Here is a 15,274-nt window from a genome sequence, read left to right on the forward strand (position 1 = left end):
GGGAAAAAGTTCCTCACCCCAGCCCTCTCGGGTAAAAACATTGATGAAGGTTAACACTATGAAAGCATTACATTTTGGCGCAGGTAATATCGGTCGTGGTTTTATCGGTAAACTGCTGGCAGACGCGGGCATTACGCTGACATTCGCCGATGTGAATCAGGTGGTCCTGGATGCCCTGAATGCGCGTCATAGCTATCAGGTCCATGTAGTCGGTGAAAACGAGCAGGTTGAGACGGTATCCGGCGTCAACGCGGTCAGCAGCATCGGGGAAGACGTTATCGACCTGATTGCCAGCGTCGATCTGGTCACCACGGCCGTGGGTCCGGTCGTTCTTGAGCGCATCGCCCCTGCGGTTGCGAAAGGCCTGGCAAAACGTAAAGCGCAGGGCATCGACGCTCCGCTGAACATCATCGCCTGCGAAAACATGGTGCGCGGCACCACGCAGCTGAAAGGCCACGTGCTCAACGCTGTAGCCGACGAAGACAAAGCCTGGGTTGAAGCGCACGTTGGGTTTGTGGATTCCGCCGTGGATCGCATCGTTCCGCCGTCTGAATCCGCCACCAACGACCCGCTGGAAGTGACCGTGGAAACCTTCAGCGAGTGGATCGTGGATAAAACCCAGTTTAAAGGCGCCCTGCCGACCATTCCGGGAATGGAATTAACCGATAACCTGATGGCATTTGTCGAACGCAAACTCTTCACGCTGAACACCGGGCATGCTATAACCGCGTACCTCGGAAAATTGGCCGGTCATCAGACCATTCGTGATGCGATCCTCGATGAGAAGATCCGCGCGGTGGTAAAAGGGGCAATGGAAGAGAGCGGCGCGGTGCTGATCAAACGCTACGGTTTTGATGCTGATAAACACGCAGCATACATCCAGAAAATCCTCGGTCGCTTTGAAAATCCGTATCTGAAAGATGACGTTGAGCGCGTGGGCCGTCAGCCTCTGCGCAAACTGAGCGCGGGCGACCGTCTGATTAAGCCGCTGCTGGGCACGCTGGAATACGGCCTGCCGCACGCCAACCTGGTGAAAGGCATTGCCGCCGCGATGCACTACCGCAGCGAGCAGGACCCACAGGCGCAGGAACTGGCTCAGCTTATTGATGACAAAGGCGCGCAGGCTGCGCTGGCGCAGATTTCCGGTCTGGACGCCAACAGCGACGTGGTTGTGGAGGCGGTTAACGCATACAACGCAACCAAATGATGCACAGTGCGGCGCAGGTTAACCTGCGCCCAGATAATAGATTGTCAGATATGCAGGCAATAATGGAACAAACCCAGGCCTTTGAAAATCGTGTGCTTGAGCGTCTGAATGCTGGCAAAACCGTACGAAGTTTCCTGATTGCCGCCGTCGAGCTGTTAACCGAGGCGGTGAATATCCTGGTGCTTCAGGTGTTTCGCAAAGACGACTACGCGGTAAAGTATGCTGTAGAACCGTTACTGGACGGAGACGGACCGCTGGGCGATTTATCCGTGCGTCTGAAGCTGATTTATGGTCTTGGCGTGCTCAACCGACAAGAGTATGAAGATGCGGAGCTGTTAATGGCGCTGCGCGAAGAGCTCAATCATGACGGTAACGAGTACACCTTTACCGATGATGAGATCCTGGGGCCCTTCGGCGAACTGCACTGCGTCAGCGCGCTCCCCCCTGCTCCCCATTTTGACAACAGCGACCCTGAGCTCTACGCGATGCAAAAGCTGCGTTATCAACAGGTTGTCCGTTCCACGATGGTGCTCTCCCTGACTGAGCTGATTTCCCGGATCAGCTTAAAAAAAGCGTTTCAGAAGTAAGCCCGCTCACATTGGTGTATCCTTCCCTGTAAATTCCCCGTTTTCAGAGTTATTTGTCATGAAAGAAGTCGAAAAGAACGAAATTAAACGCCTGAGCGACCGCCTGGATCTGATCCGCCACCAGATGGCTGGCCTGTCACTGGTCGATTCCGCCGAGAAGTACGCCGAGCTGGAAAAAGAAGCCGCCACGCTGGAAACAGAAATCGAGCGCCTGCGCGAAGTGAAGGGCCAGAAGCTGAGCAAAGAAGCGCAGAAGCTGATGAACATGCCGCACCGCCGCGCGATCACCAAAAAAGAACAGGCCGACATGGGCAAGCTGAAAAAAAGCGTCCGTGGTCTGGTGGTGGTACACCCGATGACCGAGCTTGGCCGCGAAATGGGCCTGAAAGAGATGACGGGCTTTTGTAAGACCGCGTTCTGATACTTCCCCCTCTCCCTGTGGGAGAGGGCCGGGGTGAGGGCATCAGGCCCCACCCTGCTTCAAATTGGCCCTACCAATCCCCCTTTTCTTTCTTCCCCGGTTCACAATTCCATTATTTCCGCTCACAAACTCATTGCCTGACCATAACATTTGGTTAACCATTCATTGTCATTAACCCTACAACACAACATTGGCAGGACCACTTTTACACAACCTGTGACGCAGAGTTGAGCGGAGACTCACCCGCAGCGCAGGCTGTCTGGTCCCCAGGAGACCTGCATGAGCCTCTGGCAACAAAACTACGACCCGGCCGGAAATATCTGGCTGTCGAGCCTGATCGCATCGCTTCCGATCCTGTTCTTCTTCTTTGCGCTGATTAAGCTCAAGCTGAAGGGCTACCTCGCCGCGACGTATACCGTTGCCATCGCTCTGATGGTGGCGCTGTTCTTCTACAAAATGCCGGTCGATCGCGCGCTGGCCTCCGTCGTCTACGGTTTCTTCTACGGCCTGTGGCCGATTGCGTGGATCATCATCGCGGCGGTCTTTGTCTATAAAATCTCGGTGAAAACCGGGCAGTTCGACATAATCCGCTCGTCGATTCTTTCCATCACGCCGGACCAGCGCCTGCAGATGCTGATTGTCGGCTTCTCCTTCGGGGCATTTCTGGAAGGTGCGGCAGGCTTTGGCGCACCGGTGGCGATCACCGCCGCGCTGCTGGTCGGTCTGGGCTTTAACCCGCTCTATGCCGCTGGCCTGTGCCTGATTGTGAACACCGCGCCGGTTGCGTTTGGCGCGATGGGTATTCCGATTCTGGTGGCCGGACAGGTCACCGGGCTGGACAGCTTCGAGATCGGCCAGATGGTTGGCCGCCAGCTGCCCTTCCTGACCATTATCGTCCTGTTCTGGATCATGGCGATTATGGACGGCTGGCGCGGCGTGAAGGAGACCTGGCCTGCGGTGATGGTGGCGGGCGGTTCGTTCGCTATCGCTCAGTACCTCAGCTCGAACTTCCTCGGCCCGGAGCTGCCGGACATCATCTCTTCGCTGGTGTCGCTGGTCTGTCTGACGCTGTTCCTGAAACGCTGGCAGCCGGTGCGTATTTTCCGCTTCGCCGACATGGGCGCCTCGCAGGTCGATCAAACCCTGGCGCGTACGGGCTATACGGCAGGACAGGTGATCCGCGCCTGGTCGCCGTTCCTGTTCCTGACCGCAACGGTGACCCTGTGGAGCATCCCGCCGTTTAAAGCCCTGTTCGCCCCGGGCGGCGCGCTTTACGACATGGTGATTAACATCTCCGTACCGTTCCTCGACAAGATGGTCGCCCGTATGCCGCCGGTGGTGCACGCCGCTACGCCGTATGCCGCGGTCTATAAATTCGACTGGTTCTCCGCCACCGGTACCGCCATCCTGTTTGCCGCTATTCTTTCCGTGGTGTGGCTGCGCATGAAGCCTGCGGCCGCGGTGCAGACCTTTGCCGCGACCATTAAAGAGCTGATGCTGCCGATTTACTCCATCGGCATGGTGCTGGCGTTCGCGTTTATCTCGAACTACTCCGGCCTGTCATCGACGCTGGCGCTGGCGCTGGCCCATACCAGCCACGCCTTCACCTTCTTCTCGCCGTTCCTCGGCTGGCTGGGGGTGTTCCTGACCGGTTCCGATACCTCGTCTAACGCCCTGTTTGCCGCCCTGCAGGCAACGGCAGCCCAGCAGATTGGCGTGTCGGACGTCCTGCTGGTGGCCGCGAACACCACCGGCGGCGTGACCGGGAAAATGATCTCTCCACAATCCATCGCCATTGCCTGTGCGGCGGTGGGACTGGTCGGTAAAGAGTCGGATCTGTTCCGCTTTACCGTGAAACACAGCCTGATATTCACCTGTATGGTCGGGGTGATCACCACCCTGCAGGCCTATGTCTTAACCTGGATGATCCCATGATAGTGATGCCCAGACGCCTGTCCGACGAGATTGCCTCTCGCGTACGGGCGCTGATTGAAGAACAACAGCTTGAAGCGGGCATGAAGTTGCCCGCCGAACGCCAGCTTGCCGCCCAGCTTGGCGTGTCGCGCAATTCACTGCGCGAGGCGCTGGCGACGCTGGTCAGCGAAGGCGTGCTGGTGAGCCGTCGCGGCGGCGGCACCTTTGTGCGCTGGCAGCATGACGACTGGTCCGAGCAAAACATCGTGCAGCCCCTGAAGACGCTGATGGAGAACGACCCGGACTACAGCTTCGACATCCTTGAAGCGCGTCACGCCATCGAAACCAGTACCGCCTGGCACGCGGCCATGCGGGCAACCGACGCCGACAAAGAGAAACTCATCGCCTGCTTTGAGGCCACGCAAAGCAGCGACCCGGACATCGCCTCCCAGGCGGACGTCCGTTTTCACCTGGCGATTGCCGAGGCGTCGCACAACGTGGTGCTGCTTCAGACCATGCGCGGGTTCTTCGACCTGCTGCAATCCTCCGTGAAGCAGAGCCGCCAGCGCATGTATCTGGTTCCGCCGGTGTTTGCCCAGCTCACAGAACAGCACGAGGCGGTGCTCAACGCCATTCTGGCCGGTGATGCCGAGGCCGCACGCAAAGCGATGATGGCGCATCTCGGTTTCGTGCACACCACCATTAAACGATTCGATGAAGACCAGGCCCGACAGGCGCGTATTACCCGTCTGCCTGGCGACAGTGATATTTCCAGGGAGAACAAAGCATGATTATTTCAGCAGCCAGTGACTATCGCGCCGCGGCGCAGCGCATTTTGCCCCCGTTCCTGTTCCACTATATCGATGGTGGGGCGTATGCCGAATACACCCTGCGCCGCAACGTGGAAGATCTGTCGGAAGTGGCCCTGCGCCAGCGCGTGCTGAAGAATATGTCTGACCTGAGCCTTGAGACAAAGCTGTTCAACGAAACGCTCTCCATGCCCGTGGCGCTCGCGCCTGTGGGCTTATGCGGCATGTATGCCCGCCGCGGTGAAGTGCAGGCTGCCGCTGCGGCGGATGCCAAAGGCATTCCGTTTACCCTCTCCACCGTGTCCGTCTGCCCGATTGAAGAGGTCGCCCCGACCATCAAGCGCCCGATGTGGTTCCAGCTGTACGTGCTGCGCGATCGCGGCTTTATGCGCAACGCGCTCGAGCGAGCCAAAGCGGCGGGCTGCTCCACGCTGGTCTTTACCGTCGATATGCCGACTCCCGGCGCGCGCTATCGTGATGCCCACTCCGGCATGAGCGGTCCGAATGCCGCGCTCCGCCGCTACTGGCAGGCCATGACCCATCCGCAGTGGGCATGGGATGTCGGCCTGAACGGTCGTCCGCACGATCTGGGCAATATCTCGGCTTACCTCGGTAAACCGACCGGACTGGAGGATTACATCGGCTGGCTGGCGAACAACTTTGATCCGTCGATCTCGTGGAAAGACCTGGAGTGGATCCGCGAGTTCTGGGACGGCCCGATGGTGATCAAAGGGATCCTCGATCCGGAAGATGCCCGCGACGCGGTCCGCTTTGGCGCAGACGGGATTGTGGTCTCTAACCACGGCGGACGCCAGCTTGACGGTGTGCTCTCTTCCGCACGCGCCCTGCCGGCCATCGCCGATGCGGTGAAAGGCGATATTGCGATCCTGGCCGACAGCGGCATCCGCAACGGGCTGGACGTGGTGCGCATGATTGCGCTGGGCGCCGACAGCGTGCTGCTGGGGCGCGCGTATCTGTATGCGCTGGCGACGGCGGGCCAGGCAGGGGTGGCGAATCTGCTCAACCTGATCGAAAAAGAGATGAAGGTGGCGATGACGCTGACAGGAGCAAGAACGATTAGCGAAATCAGCAGAGATTCCCTGGTACAGGAGTTAAGCAAATTACCGGCGGCACTGGCGCCACTTGCTCAGGGAAACGCGGCGTAAATTCTCCTCCGTTAATACACCTTTCTCACGCGCCCGATTTCCCCCTCGGGCGCTTTTTTACGCCAAAAATAACATCCAGATAACATATTGGATAAGAAAATTTGACATCCACCTGCCGTCCGCAATTGTATAGACAAGCAAATACAAGAACACAAAAACAACATCAGATCGGAGTGGAGCGTATGGCGTATTCAGGTAAGGTGGATATTCAGCAGGTGATCGATGAGAGTCCCTTTTCAGGGTTTCACTGGCTGCTCATTGTGTTGGGCTTTCTGGTTCTGGCGATCGATGGTTTTGATACGGCGGCGATGGGTTACATCGCGCCTACGCTGTCGGCAGAATGGGGGATACACAAACAGGATCTGGGGCCGGTGCTGAGCGCGGCGCTGCTGGGGCTGTCGCTGGGCGCGCTGATTGCTGGTCCGGTATCGGACCGGATGGGTCGCAAGCGCGTGCTGGTCTTTTCGTGCCTGTTCTTCGGCCTTGCGAGCCTGGGGACGGCCTGGGCGCAAAGTCTGAATACGCTCACGCTGTGGCGCTTTCTGACGGGCCTGGGCCTCGGTGCCGCAATGCCTAACGCCATCACGCTGATCTCGGAGTTTGCCCCCCAGCGCTGTCGCGCCATGGCGATTGATACCATGTACTGCGGCTTCCCTCTGGGTGCGGCGGGCGGCGGCGCGATCTCTTCCTGGCTTATCCCCCATCACGGCTGGCGAAGCGTGCTGCTGACCGGGGCGATTGCGCCGCTGATTTTAACGCTGCTGCTGGCGCTGTTTTTACCGGAGTCCGTGAAGTTTCTGGTGCAGCGCGGGAAAGACGTCATGCAGGTCCGCCGTATCGCCAGCCGGTTCGCCCGCAGCACGCTGGATGGCGTCACGGGCTTTTTCCTGGCGGAGGAGAAAGTCGCCTCTAAAAAAGGGAGCGTGTCGCAGCTGTTTTCTATGCCCTGGCTGCCCGGCACCCTGATGCTGTGGGTGACCTATTTTATGGGGCTGGTGATTTACTACGTCCTGCTAAGCTGGATGCCGACGCTGATGCAGGGGATGGGCTATGCTCTGGCGGAATCCGCCTGGCTCACCTCGCTGTTCACCTTCGGCGGCACCGCAGGCATTCTGCTCGCGGGCTGGATGATGGACCGCTGGGAAGCGCATAAAGTTGTCGCGTGTGGTTTCGTGCTGACAATGGGCCTTATTCTTTTACTGGGTATTGAGCATAACCATATCGCCCTGTTTGGCGGGCTGATTTTCCTGATGGGGATCGCGATGAACGGCGCGCAATCGGGCATGCAAACCCTGGCCGCCACCTTTTACCCTACCGAGTGCCGCGCGACGGGCATCGCCTGGATGCAGGGGATCGGCCGCTTTGGCGGCGTGGCGGGAACCATGACCAGCGCCCAGCTTCTCTCTATGCAGTGGCAGGCAGACAGTATTTTAATGATCCTCAGCGTGCCCGCTCTGGTAGCCGCTGCGGCAACCGTCTACAAAATGCTGTACAGCCGCTCGCAGGAACCCGGCGTCGCGTAGTTCCTCTCTTTTCTGCTATTCTGCCCCCGCAATTAAGGGGGCAGCATGCTTAACATCGTTTTATTCGAACCAGAAATTCCGCCGAATACCGGCAATATTATCCGCCTGTGTGCCAACACCGGTTTTCGTCTGCATATCATTGAGCCGATGGGCTTTACGTGGGACGACAAACGTCTGCGTCGCGCAGGGCTGGATTATCATGAATTTACCGCCGTCGTTCGCCATCACGATTACGCCGCGTTTCTGGATGCAGAGAAGCCGCAGCGCATGTTCGCCCTGACCACCAAAGGCACGCCAGCGCATAGCGCCGTGAGCTATCAGGCAGGTGACTATCTGATGTTTGGCCCGGAAACTCGCGGCCTGCCGGCCACGATCCTGGATGCCCTGCCCGCCGAGCAGAAAATCCGTATTCCGATGATGCCGGACAGCCGCAGCATGAACCTGTCGAACGCGGTGTCGGTGGTGGTGTATGAAGCCTGGCGCCAGCTGGGGTATCCGGGCGCCATTCTCAGAAGTTAAATGCCGTCACCATACTCGAAGGTATGGTGAATGCCGTTGAAGTGCTGATCCATGTCCATGGAAGGCTTATCGCTGTCTGGTTTACCGACGATGCGCGCCGGTACGCCAGCGGCGGTGGTATGCGGCGGCACGGGCTGGAGCACCACGGAGCCTGCGCCGATCTTCGCGCCGCGCCCGACTTCGATATTGCCAAGGATTTTGGCACCCGCGCCAATCATCACCCCTTCACGGATTTTCGGATGGCGATCGCCGCTGGTTTTACCGGTACCGCCCAGGGTAACCGACTGCAGGATCGAGACGTCATCTTCAATGACCGCCGTTTCCCCGACGACAATCCCGGTGGCGTGGTCGAGCATGATCCCGCGGCCAATCTTTGCCGCCGGGTGAATATCGACCTGGAACGTCACGGAAACCTGGTTTTGCAGGAAGATCGCCAGCGCGCGGCGGCCTTCATTCCACAGCCAGTGGCCGATGCGGTAAGCCTGCAGCGCGTGGAAGCCTTTCAGGTACAGCAGCGGCGTAGAATATTTATCGACCGCGGGGTCACGCGTGCGCACGGCCTGAATATCGCAGGCGGCAGAGGCGATCATTTCCGGGTCTGCGGCGTACGCCTCTTCCACCACTTCACGAATGGCGATAGCTGGCATGATCGAGGAAGCCAGCTTGTTGGCGAGCATATAGCTCAGCGCGCTGCCGAGATTTTCGTGCTTGAGTAGCGTCGCGTGGTAGAAACTGGCCAGCATAGGCTCGCAGTCGGCCAGCGCCCGGGCTTCGGCTTTAATATTGTTCCAGACGATATCCAGTTCTTCACACGGCATTGCTTACTCCAGACGATAGTTAATGACCAGCCAGTTCTGCGCTGGCTGGGTCATTCAGGTGACAACGGTTCCGACTAGTTACTGCTGCGCTCGTCCTTGCGCGCGCGACCTAATAAGGTCAATGCTGCCTCGCGCGCATTTTTTCCGCAATACAATACCTGATAAATTTCCTCGGTTATTGGCATTTCGACACCGAAACGGTGCGCCAACTCGCGGACTTCTTTGGTATTGCGGTAGCCTTCAACCACCTGACCAATCTTCTCCTGCGCGCCTTTAACATCGCTGCCCTGTCCGAGCATCATGCCAAAACGGCGGTTACGAGACTGGTTATCGGTACAGGTCAGCACCAGGTCGCCCAGGCCAGCCATCCCCATAAAGGTGGCCGGATCGGCACCCAGCGCTTCGCCCAGGCGGGACATTTCGGTCAGTCCTCGGGTGATCAGCGCCGTACGCGCATTGGCACCAAAACCAATGCCGTCTGACATTCCGGCACCAATCGCAATCACGTTCTTCACCGCACCGCCCAGCTGCACGCCGATAAAATCGGGGTTGCTGTAGACGCGGAAGCTCTTGCCGCAGTGCAGCAGCTGTTGAAGATCGTCGGAGAAGGCCTGATCGGTGGAGGCCAGCGAAATCGCCGTTGGCAGGCCAGCGGCCAGCTCTTTGGCAAAGGTCGGGCCGGAGATGACCGCCAGCGGGATCTCATCACCCAGCGCTTCACGGGCAACGTCCTGCAGCAGGCGTCCGGTTTCGGCTTCCAGTCCTTTTGTCGCCCAGACAATGCGCGCATCCGGGCGCATCAGCGGCTTAATCTGACGGAGCACGTCGCCAAATACATGGCTCGGAACCACAATCAGAATGTTACGGCTGGCCGCCAGCGCGGTCGCAAGGTCGCTTTCAAGGTGCAGGGAGTCGGGGAACGGAACGTCCGGAAGAAACGCCACGTTACAACGGTCGCGTTGCAGCGTTGCGATATGTTTTGGATCGTGGCCCCAGAGAACCACTTCGTGACCATTTCTTGCCAGCGTGATGGCAAGAGCGGTGCCGTATGAGCCGGCACCGATCACAGTCATTGACGCATTAACAGTGCTCATCAGGCATCCTGATGTTGTTCAGCACCTTCGCCAGCTTGCTGCTGCAGATAGTTCATGAACAGCGCATCAAAGTTAACTGGCGCAAGGTTCAGTTGCGGGAATGTACCGCGAGAAACCAGGCTGGTGATGCATTCACGCGCATACGGGAACAGAATGTTCGGGCAGTACGCACCCAGGCAATGCGCCATCTGGTTGCCTTCGATACCGCCGATAGAGAAGATGCCGCCCTGCTGAACTTCACACAGGAATGCAGTTTCTTCACCCAGAGATGCGGTAACGGTCACACGCAGCACGACTTCATACACGTCATCTGCCAGTTGGGTAGATGCGGTATCCAGATCAAGTTTAACTTCTGGCTGCCAATCTTTCTGGAAAACATGTGGCGCATTTGGCGCTTCGAAAGAGACGTCCTTGGTGTAGATACGCTGGATCTGGAAAGTCATTTCGGTGTTGTTTTGTTCTGACATGGAAATACCCTTTTTAATTGTCCTAAAGTCTCTTAGCTCAGCAGCGGATCGAGTCCACCACGGGCGTCGAGCGCATACAAGTCATCACAGCCGCCAATGTGCTGCGCATCAATAAAAATCTGCGGAACCGTCGTGCGACCACTACGTTTGATCATCTCTTCGCGTTTAATCGCGTCACCGTCGATCGGCAGTTCCTGGAACGTGACGCCTTTGCTGTTCAGCAGCGCTTTCGCACGATGACAGAACGGGCACGTCGCTTTGGTATAGATCTCAATATTGGCCATGACTGAACTCCTTATTTACCGCGTACCAAAGGAAGATTTTCCCCGCTCCAGCCGGAAATACCTTCTTTCAGCACCGTTACGTTTTCGAAGCCTGCTTTATGAAGCGCGCTGGCAGATTCCTGTGCCTGCATGCCGGTCGCATCGACAACGATAATCGGCTGGGCTTTGTGTTTCTCAAGCTCACCGACGTTGTTCGCTTTGATTTCAGCTGGCAGCAGGTTGATTGCGCCCGCAATGTGACCTTTGCGGAAATCGTCACGCTGACGCAGATCGACCACGACGGCATCTTCTTTGTTAATCAGACGCGTCGCTTCACCACGGGTGATAACCTTAATTTTAGACGTCAGGCTCTTAAATGTGGTGAACAGCACAGCAGCCAGCAGGCCAATCCACGCGATGCTCAGAACCGGATGGCGGCTAACGAATTGCATAATTTCTTGCATGGAGGGTAACTACTCCCGACTAAGTGATAAAAAAAACCAGGACAGGAGTATACCTGTGCGTTCTGGCAAATACAGCCAGCGACCATAACCTAATCCATTTTCTGCGGCATGCCACCTAAAAAAAAGCCTCAAAATGGTCTGGTGAACATCTTGCCCCTGCGCTTTCTTTGATCTTCTGCGGCTATTTGATCGATTCAGCTGTAGTAAAATTACGCAAATTTTGACTCTTGAGCATGAGGTTGTCGCAATGTCGGTTTCTAAAAAACCTATGGTACTGGTGATTCTGGATGGCTATGGCTACCGTGAAGATAGCCAGGATAACGCTATTTTCAACGCCAAAACTCCGGTCATGGATGCCCTGTGGGCGAAACGTCCGCATACGCTGATTGACGCGTCTGGCCTGGAAGTGGGTCTGCCGGACCGCCAGATGGGCAACTCCGAAGTCGGTCACGTAAACCTGGGCGCCGGGCGTATTGTGTATCAGGATCTGACGCGTCTGGACGTTGAAATTAAAGAACGCACCTTCTTCTCCAACCCAACGCTGTCTGGCGCGGTCGATAAAGCCGTTGCCGCTGGCAAGGCCGTACACATCATGGGCCTGCTCTCTGCTGGCGGCGTTCACAGCCACGAAGATCACATCATGGCGATGGTTGAACTGGCCGCCGGGCGCGGTGCAGAAAAAATCTATCTGCACGCCTTCCTGGACGGTCGCGATACGCCACCACGTAGCGCAAAAGGCTCTCTGCAAGCCTTCGAAGAGAAATTCGCCGCGCTGGGTAAGGGCCGCGTAGCATCCATCATTGGCCGTTACTACGCTATGGACCGCGACAACCGCTGGGATCGCGTTGAACAGGCCTATGACCTGATGACCCTGGCAAAAGGTGAATTCCAGTTCGCGACCGCCGTTGAGGCGCTGGAAGCGGCCTATGCGCGTGATGAAAACGACGAATTCGTGAAAGCGTCCGTGATTCGCGCTGAAGGCCAGGCTGATGCCGCCATGGAAGATGGCGACGCGCTGATCTTCATGAACTTCCGCGCTGATCGCGCCCGTGAAATCACCCGTGCGTTCGTCAACAGCGACTTCGACGGTTTTGCCCGTAAGAAAGTGGTAAACCTCGATTTCATCCAGCTGACTGAATACGCCGCAGACATCAAAGCGCCTTGCGCGTATCCGCCAGCATCTCTGGCAAACACCTTTGGCGAGTGGATGGCGAAGAACGACAAAACGCAGCTGCGTATTTCCGAAACTGAAAAATACGCGCACGTGACCTTCTTCTTTAACGGCGGCGTTGAGGAGCCGTTCAAAGGCGAAGACCGCATTCTGATCAACTCTCCGAAAGTCGCTACCTACGATCTGCAGCCAGAAATGAGCTCTGCAGAATTGACTGAGAAACTGGTTGCGGCCATCAAGAGCGGTAAGTACGACACCATCATCTGTAACTACCCGAACGGCGACATGGTTGGGCATACTGGGGTGATGGAAGCGGCAGTGAAAGCGGTTGAAGCGCTGGACCACTGCGTTGAGCAGGTAGCGAAAGCGGTTGAATCCGTTGGCGGCCAGTTGCTGATCACCGCTGACCACGGTAACGCTGAACAGATGCGCGACCCGGCGACCGGCCAGGCCCACACGGCCCATACCAACCTGCCTGTTCCGCTGATTTATGTGGGTGATAAATCACTGAAAGCAGTGGAAGGCGGCAAGCTTTCTGACATCGCGCCAACCATGCTGTCGCTGATGGGTATGCCGATCCCTGAAGAGATGACTGGTAAGCCGCTGTTCATCGTGGAATAATCGCTCCCCATGAGGGGAAAGGCGATTTTTTCAATCACATGGGTCGTGAAGCCGCTTAGGTTATCAGTCAGACCTCTGTTTTACGCCAGCGCACTCAGCGCTGGCGTATTGCTGTGCGCCGCATCCGCCCACGCGGATGACCGCGACCAGCTGAAATCCATTCAGGCCGATATCGCCGCCAAAGAGCGTGCGGTACGCCAGCAGCAGCAGCAGCGCTCCGCCCTGCTCGCCCAGCTCAAGCAGCAGGAAGAGGCGATCTCCGCCGCCACGCGTAAACTCCGTGAAACGCAAAACACCCTCGCCCAGTTGAATAAACAGATCGACGAGATGAACGCGTCGATTGCCAAACTCGAGCGCCAGCGTGACGCGCAGGAGCGCAATCTTGCCGCACAGCTTGATGCCGCATTCCGTCAGGGTGAACATACCGGACTCCAGCTGATCCTCAGCGGCGAAGAGAGCCAGCGCGGCCAGCGCCTGCAGGCCTACTTTGGCTATCTCAACCAGGCGCGTCAGGAGACGATCGCGCAGCTGAAGCAGACGCGCGAAGAGGTCTCCACGCAAAAAGCCGAGCTGGAAGAGAAACAGAGCCAGCAACAAACTCTGCTCTACGATCAGCAGGCCCAGCAGGCGAAGCTTGAGCAGGCGCGCAACGAGCGTAAGAAAACCCTTTCCGGCCTTGAATCCTCCATTCAGGAAGGTCAGAGCCAGCTCAGCGAAATGCGCGCCAACGAATCAAAACTGCGTAACAGCATCGCCCGTGCGGAAGCGGCGGCGAAAGCGCGCGCCGAAAAAGAGGCTCGCGAGGCGCAGGCCGTTCGCGATAAGCAGCAGGAAGCATCCCGCAAAGGCACTACCTACAAGCCAAGCGAGAGCGAACGTTCCCTGATGTCGCGTACCGGCGGTTTGGGCTCTCCTCGCGGTCAGGCTTTCTGGCCCGTTCGCGGTTCAATTCTGCATCGCTATGGCGAACAGCTGCAGGGTGAGCTACGTTGGAAAGGGATAGTTATCGGTGCGTCTGAAGGTAGCGAAGTAAAAGCCATTGCCGATGGCCGCGTGATTCTGGCTGACTGGCTGCAGGGTTACGGTCTGGTGGTGGTGGTCGAACACGGTAAAGGTGACATGAGCCTTTACGGCTACAACCAGAGCGCGCTGGTCAGCGTCGGCACGCAGGTGCGCGCAGGCCAACCCATCGCCCTTGTGGGCAGCAGTGGCGGTCAGGGCCGCCCGTCACTCTATTTCGAAATTCGTCGCCAGGGTCAGGCGGTCAATCCACAGCCGTGGTTGGGAAGATAAGTTTTGCTTCAATTTCGTCGAATGGTTTTCTCCGTCGTCAGCGCGCTGGCGCTGGCTGCACCAGTATACGCAGGTAAACTCGCTATCGTGATTGATGACTTCGGTTATCGTCCACACTATGAAAATCAGGTGCTGGCGATGCCGTCGGCCATCTCTGTCGCCGTCCTTCCAAATGCGCCCCACGCGCGTGAGATGGCGACAAAAGCCCATAACAGCGGTCATCAGGTGCTGATCCACCTGCCGATGGCCCCGCTCAGCAAGCAGCCGCTGGAAAAAGACACCCTGCGCCCGGACATGAGCAGCGAGGAGATCGAGCGCATCATCCGCGACGCCTATAACAAAGTGCCGTATGCCGTAGGGCTGAACAACCATATGGGCAGCGCGATGACATCAAGCCTGTACGGGATGCTCAAAGTGATGCAGGCGCTGGAGCGTTACAACCTCTACTTCCTCGACAGCATGACCATCGGCAACAGCCAGGCGATGCGTGCCGCTCAGGGAACGGGCGTAAAGGTGATTAAGCGCAAAGTGTTCCTGGATGATACCCAGAATGAAGCCGATATCCGCATGCAGTTTAATCGCGCGGTACAGCTGGCCCGCCGCAATGGCTCAGCCATCGCCATCGGTCACCCGCACCCGTCTACCGTTCGCGTCCTGCAGCAAATGCTGCCGACCTTGCCTGCCGATATCACGCTGGTGCGTCCGAGCGATCTGCTGAACGAGCCGCAGGTAGATACCTCTACACCAAATTCTGCGCAGCCCGTCCCGACAGCGCCGCGTAATCCGTTCCGCGGCGTGAAGCGCTGTGTACCGAAGCAACCGCTTGAACCGGTCTATGCGACCCGCTTCTTCTCCGTCATCGGAGACAGCATCAGTAACAGTACCCTGGTGAAATACGTCCAGCAGCAGTGGCAGGGATGGGGTAAGAAAGCCTGAC

16 protein-coding genes are annotated in these 15,274 nt (G+C 57.7%); 11 read left to right on the plus strand and 5 right to left on the minus strand.

Annotated features, from left to right (window positions below; genetic code table 11):
• Nucleotides 1-58 precede the first annotated feature (58 nt).
• The 8 genes from mtlD (at nt 59) to trmL (ending at nt 8,146) form a co-directional block, all read left to right on the plus strand.
• Nucleotides 59-1,207 carry a mannitol-1-phosphate 5-dehydrogenase gene (mtlD, locus tag SPH27_RS18385; protein WP_032665121.1) on the plus strand — a complete coding sequence of 383 codons (1,149 nt, stop codon included), beginning with the start codon at nt 59-61 and terminating at the stop codon, nt 1,205-1,207.
• A complete protein-coding gene (gene mtlR / locus SPH27_RS18390) occupies nt 1,204-1,794 on the plus strand; it encodes a mannitol operon repressor MtlR (RefSeq protein ID WP_033147025.1) in 591 nt (196 codons plus the stop codon). The genes mtlD and mtlR overlap by 4 nt, the downstream gene beginning before the upstream one ends.
• Before the next feature lie 58 nt (nt 1,795-1,852).
• Nucleotides 1,853-2,215, plus strand: coding sequence for a YibL family ribosome-associated protein (locus SPH27_RS18395; protein ID WP_010436679.1), 363 nt, complete (start codon nt 1,853-1,855; stop codon nt 2,213-2,215).
• A 279-nt stretch (nt 2,216-2,494) separates the two neighbouring features.
• The gene (lldP, locus tag SPH27_RS18400) at nt 2,495-4,150 is read left to right on the plus strand and encodes an L-lactate permease (protein WP_032650757.1); all 1,656 of its coding nucleotides are present in this window, start codon (nt 2,495-2,497) and stop codon (nt 4,148-4,150) included.
• Nucleotides 4,147-4,920 carry a transcriptional regulator LldR gene (gene lldR / locus SPH27_RS18405; RefSeq protein ID WP_023294814.1) on the plus strand — a complete coding sequence of 258 codons (774 nt, stop codon included), beginning with the start codon at nt 4,147-4,149 and terminating at the stop codon, nt 4,918-4,920. The genes lldP and lldR overlap by 4 nt, the downstream gene beginning before the upstream one ends.
• Nucleotides 4,917-6,104, plus strand: a complete 1,188-nt coding sequence (gene lldD, locus SPH27_RS18410) for an FMN-dependent L-lactate dehydrogenase LldD (RefSeq protein ID WP_182071945.1) — start codon at nt 4,917-4,919, stop codon at nt 6,102-6,104. Before lldR ends, lldD begins: the two co-directional genes overlap by 4 nt.
• A 182-nt stretch (nt 6,105-6,286) precedes the next feature.
• Nucleotides 6,287-7,627, plus strand: coding sequence for an MFS transporter (locus SPH27_RS18415; RefSeq protein ID WP_182071937.1), 1,341 nt, complete (start codon nt 6,287-6,289; stop codon nt 7,625-7,627).
• 45 nt (nt 7,628-7,672) lie between these two features.
• Nucleotides 7,673-8,146 carry a tRNA (uridine(34)/cytosine(34)/5-carboxymethylaminomethyluridine(34)-2'-O)-methyltransferase TrmL gene (gene trmL / locus SPH27_RS18420; protein WP_182071935.1) on the plus strand — a complete coding sequence of 158 codons (474 nt, stop codon included), beginning with the start codon at nt 7,673-7,675 and terminating at the stop codon, nt 8,144-8,146.
• Here the strand turns inward: trmL and cysE are convergent.
• The 5 genes from cysE to SPH27_RS18445 all read right to left on the minus strand — a co-directional run bounded on the left by cysE (nt 8,143) and on the right by SPH27_RS18445 (nt 11,252).
• On the minus strand, nt 8,143-8,964 hold the full coding sequence (cysE, locus tag SPH27_RS18425; protein WP_008502718.1) for a serine O-acetyltransferase: 822 nt from the start codon (nt 8,962-8,964) through the stop codon (nt 8,143-8,145). The two genes, trmL and cysE, sit on opposite strands and share 4 nt — an antisense overlap.
• A 74-nt stretch (nt 8,965-9,038) precedes the next feature.
• Complete coding sequence (gpsA, locus tag SPH27_RS18430; protein ID WP_023309915.1) at nt 9,039-10,058, minus strand: NAD(P)H-dependent glycerol-3-phosphate dehydrogenase; 1,020 nt, start codon at nt 10,056-10,058, stop codon at nt 9,039-9,041.
• The gene (gene secB / locus SPH27_RS18435) at nt 10,058-10,525 is read right to left on the minus strand and encodes a protein-export chaperone SecB (RefSeq protein WP_003860835.1); all 468 of its coding nucleotides are present in this window, start codon (nt 10,523-10,525) and stop codon (nt 10,058-10,060) included. The genes gpsA and secB overlap by 1 nt, the downstream gene beginning before the upstream one ends.
• A 32-nt stretch (nt 10,526-10,557) precedes the next feature.
• Nucleotides 10,558-10,809, minus strand: coding sequence for a glutaredoxin 3 (grxC, locus tag SPH27_RS18440; protein WP_023309914.1), 252 nt, complete (start codon nt 10,807-10,809; stop codon nt 10,558-10,560).
• Nucleotides 10,810-10,820: 11 nt separating this feature from the next.
• Nucleotides 10,821-11,252, minus strand: coding sequence for a rhodanese-like domain-containing protein (locus SPH27_RS18445; protein WP_023309913.1), 432 nt, complete (start codon nt 11,250-11,252; stop codon nt 10,821-10,823).
• 247 nt (nt 11,253-11,499) lie between these two features.
• Between SPH27_RS18445 and gpmM the strand changes: the two genes are divergently transcribed.
• From gpmM to SPH27_RS18460, 3 genes are read left to right on the plus strand one after another with little or no spacing between them, the layout of a single operon-like run.
• The gene (gene gpmM / locus SPH27_RS18450) at nt 11,500-13,044 is read left to right on the plus strand and encodes a 2,3-bisphosphoglycerate-independent phosphoglycerate mutase (protein WP_182071933.1); all 1,545 of its coding nucleotides are present in this window, start codon (nt 11,500-11,502) and stop codon (nt 13,042-13,044) included.
• A 33-nt stretch (nt 13,045-13,077) separates the two neighbouring features.
• Entirely contained in the window at nt 13,078-14,337 is a 1,260-nt protein-coding gene (envC, locus tag SPH27_RS18455; protein ID WP_229231479.1) for a murein hydrolase activator EnvC, read from the plus strand.
• Between the two features lie 3 nt (nt 14,338-14,340).
• Entirely contained in the window at nt 14,341-15,273 is a 933-nt protein-coding gene (locus SPH27_RS18460; RefSeq protein WP_047059721.1) for a divergent polysaccharide deacetylase family protein, read from the plus strand.
• Nucleotide 15,274: the final 1 nt, after the last annotated feature.

Origin of the sequence: Enterobacter sp. A103 (genome assembly GCF_034427535.1) — a bacterium.
Taxonomy (GTDB): domain Bacteria; phylum Pseudomonadota; class Gammaproteobacteria; order Enterobacterales; family Enterobacteriaceae; genus Enterobacter; species Enterobacter asburiae_B.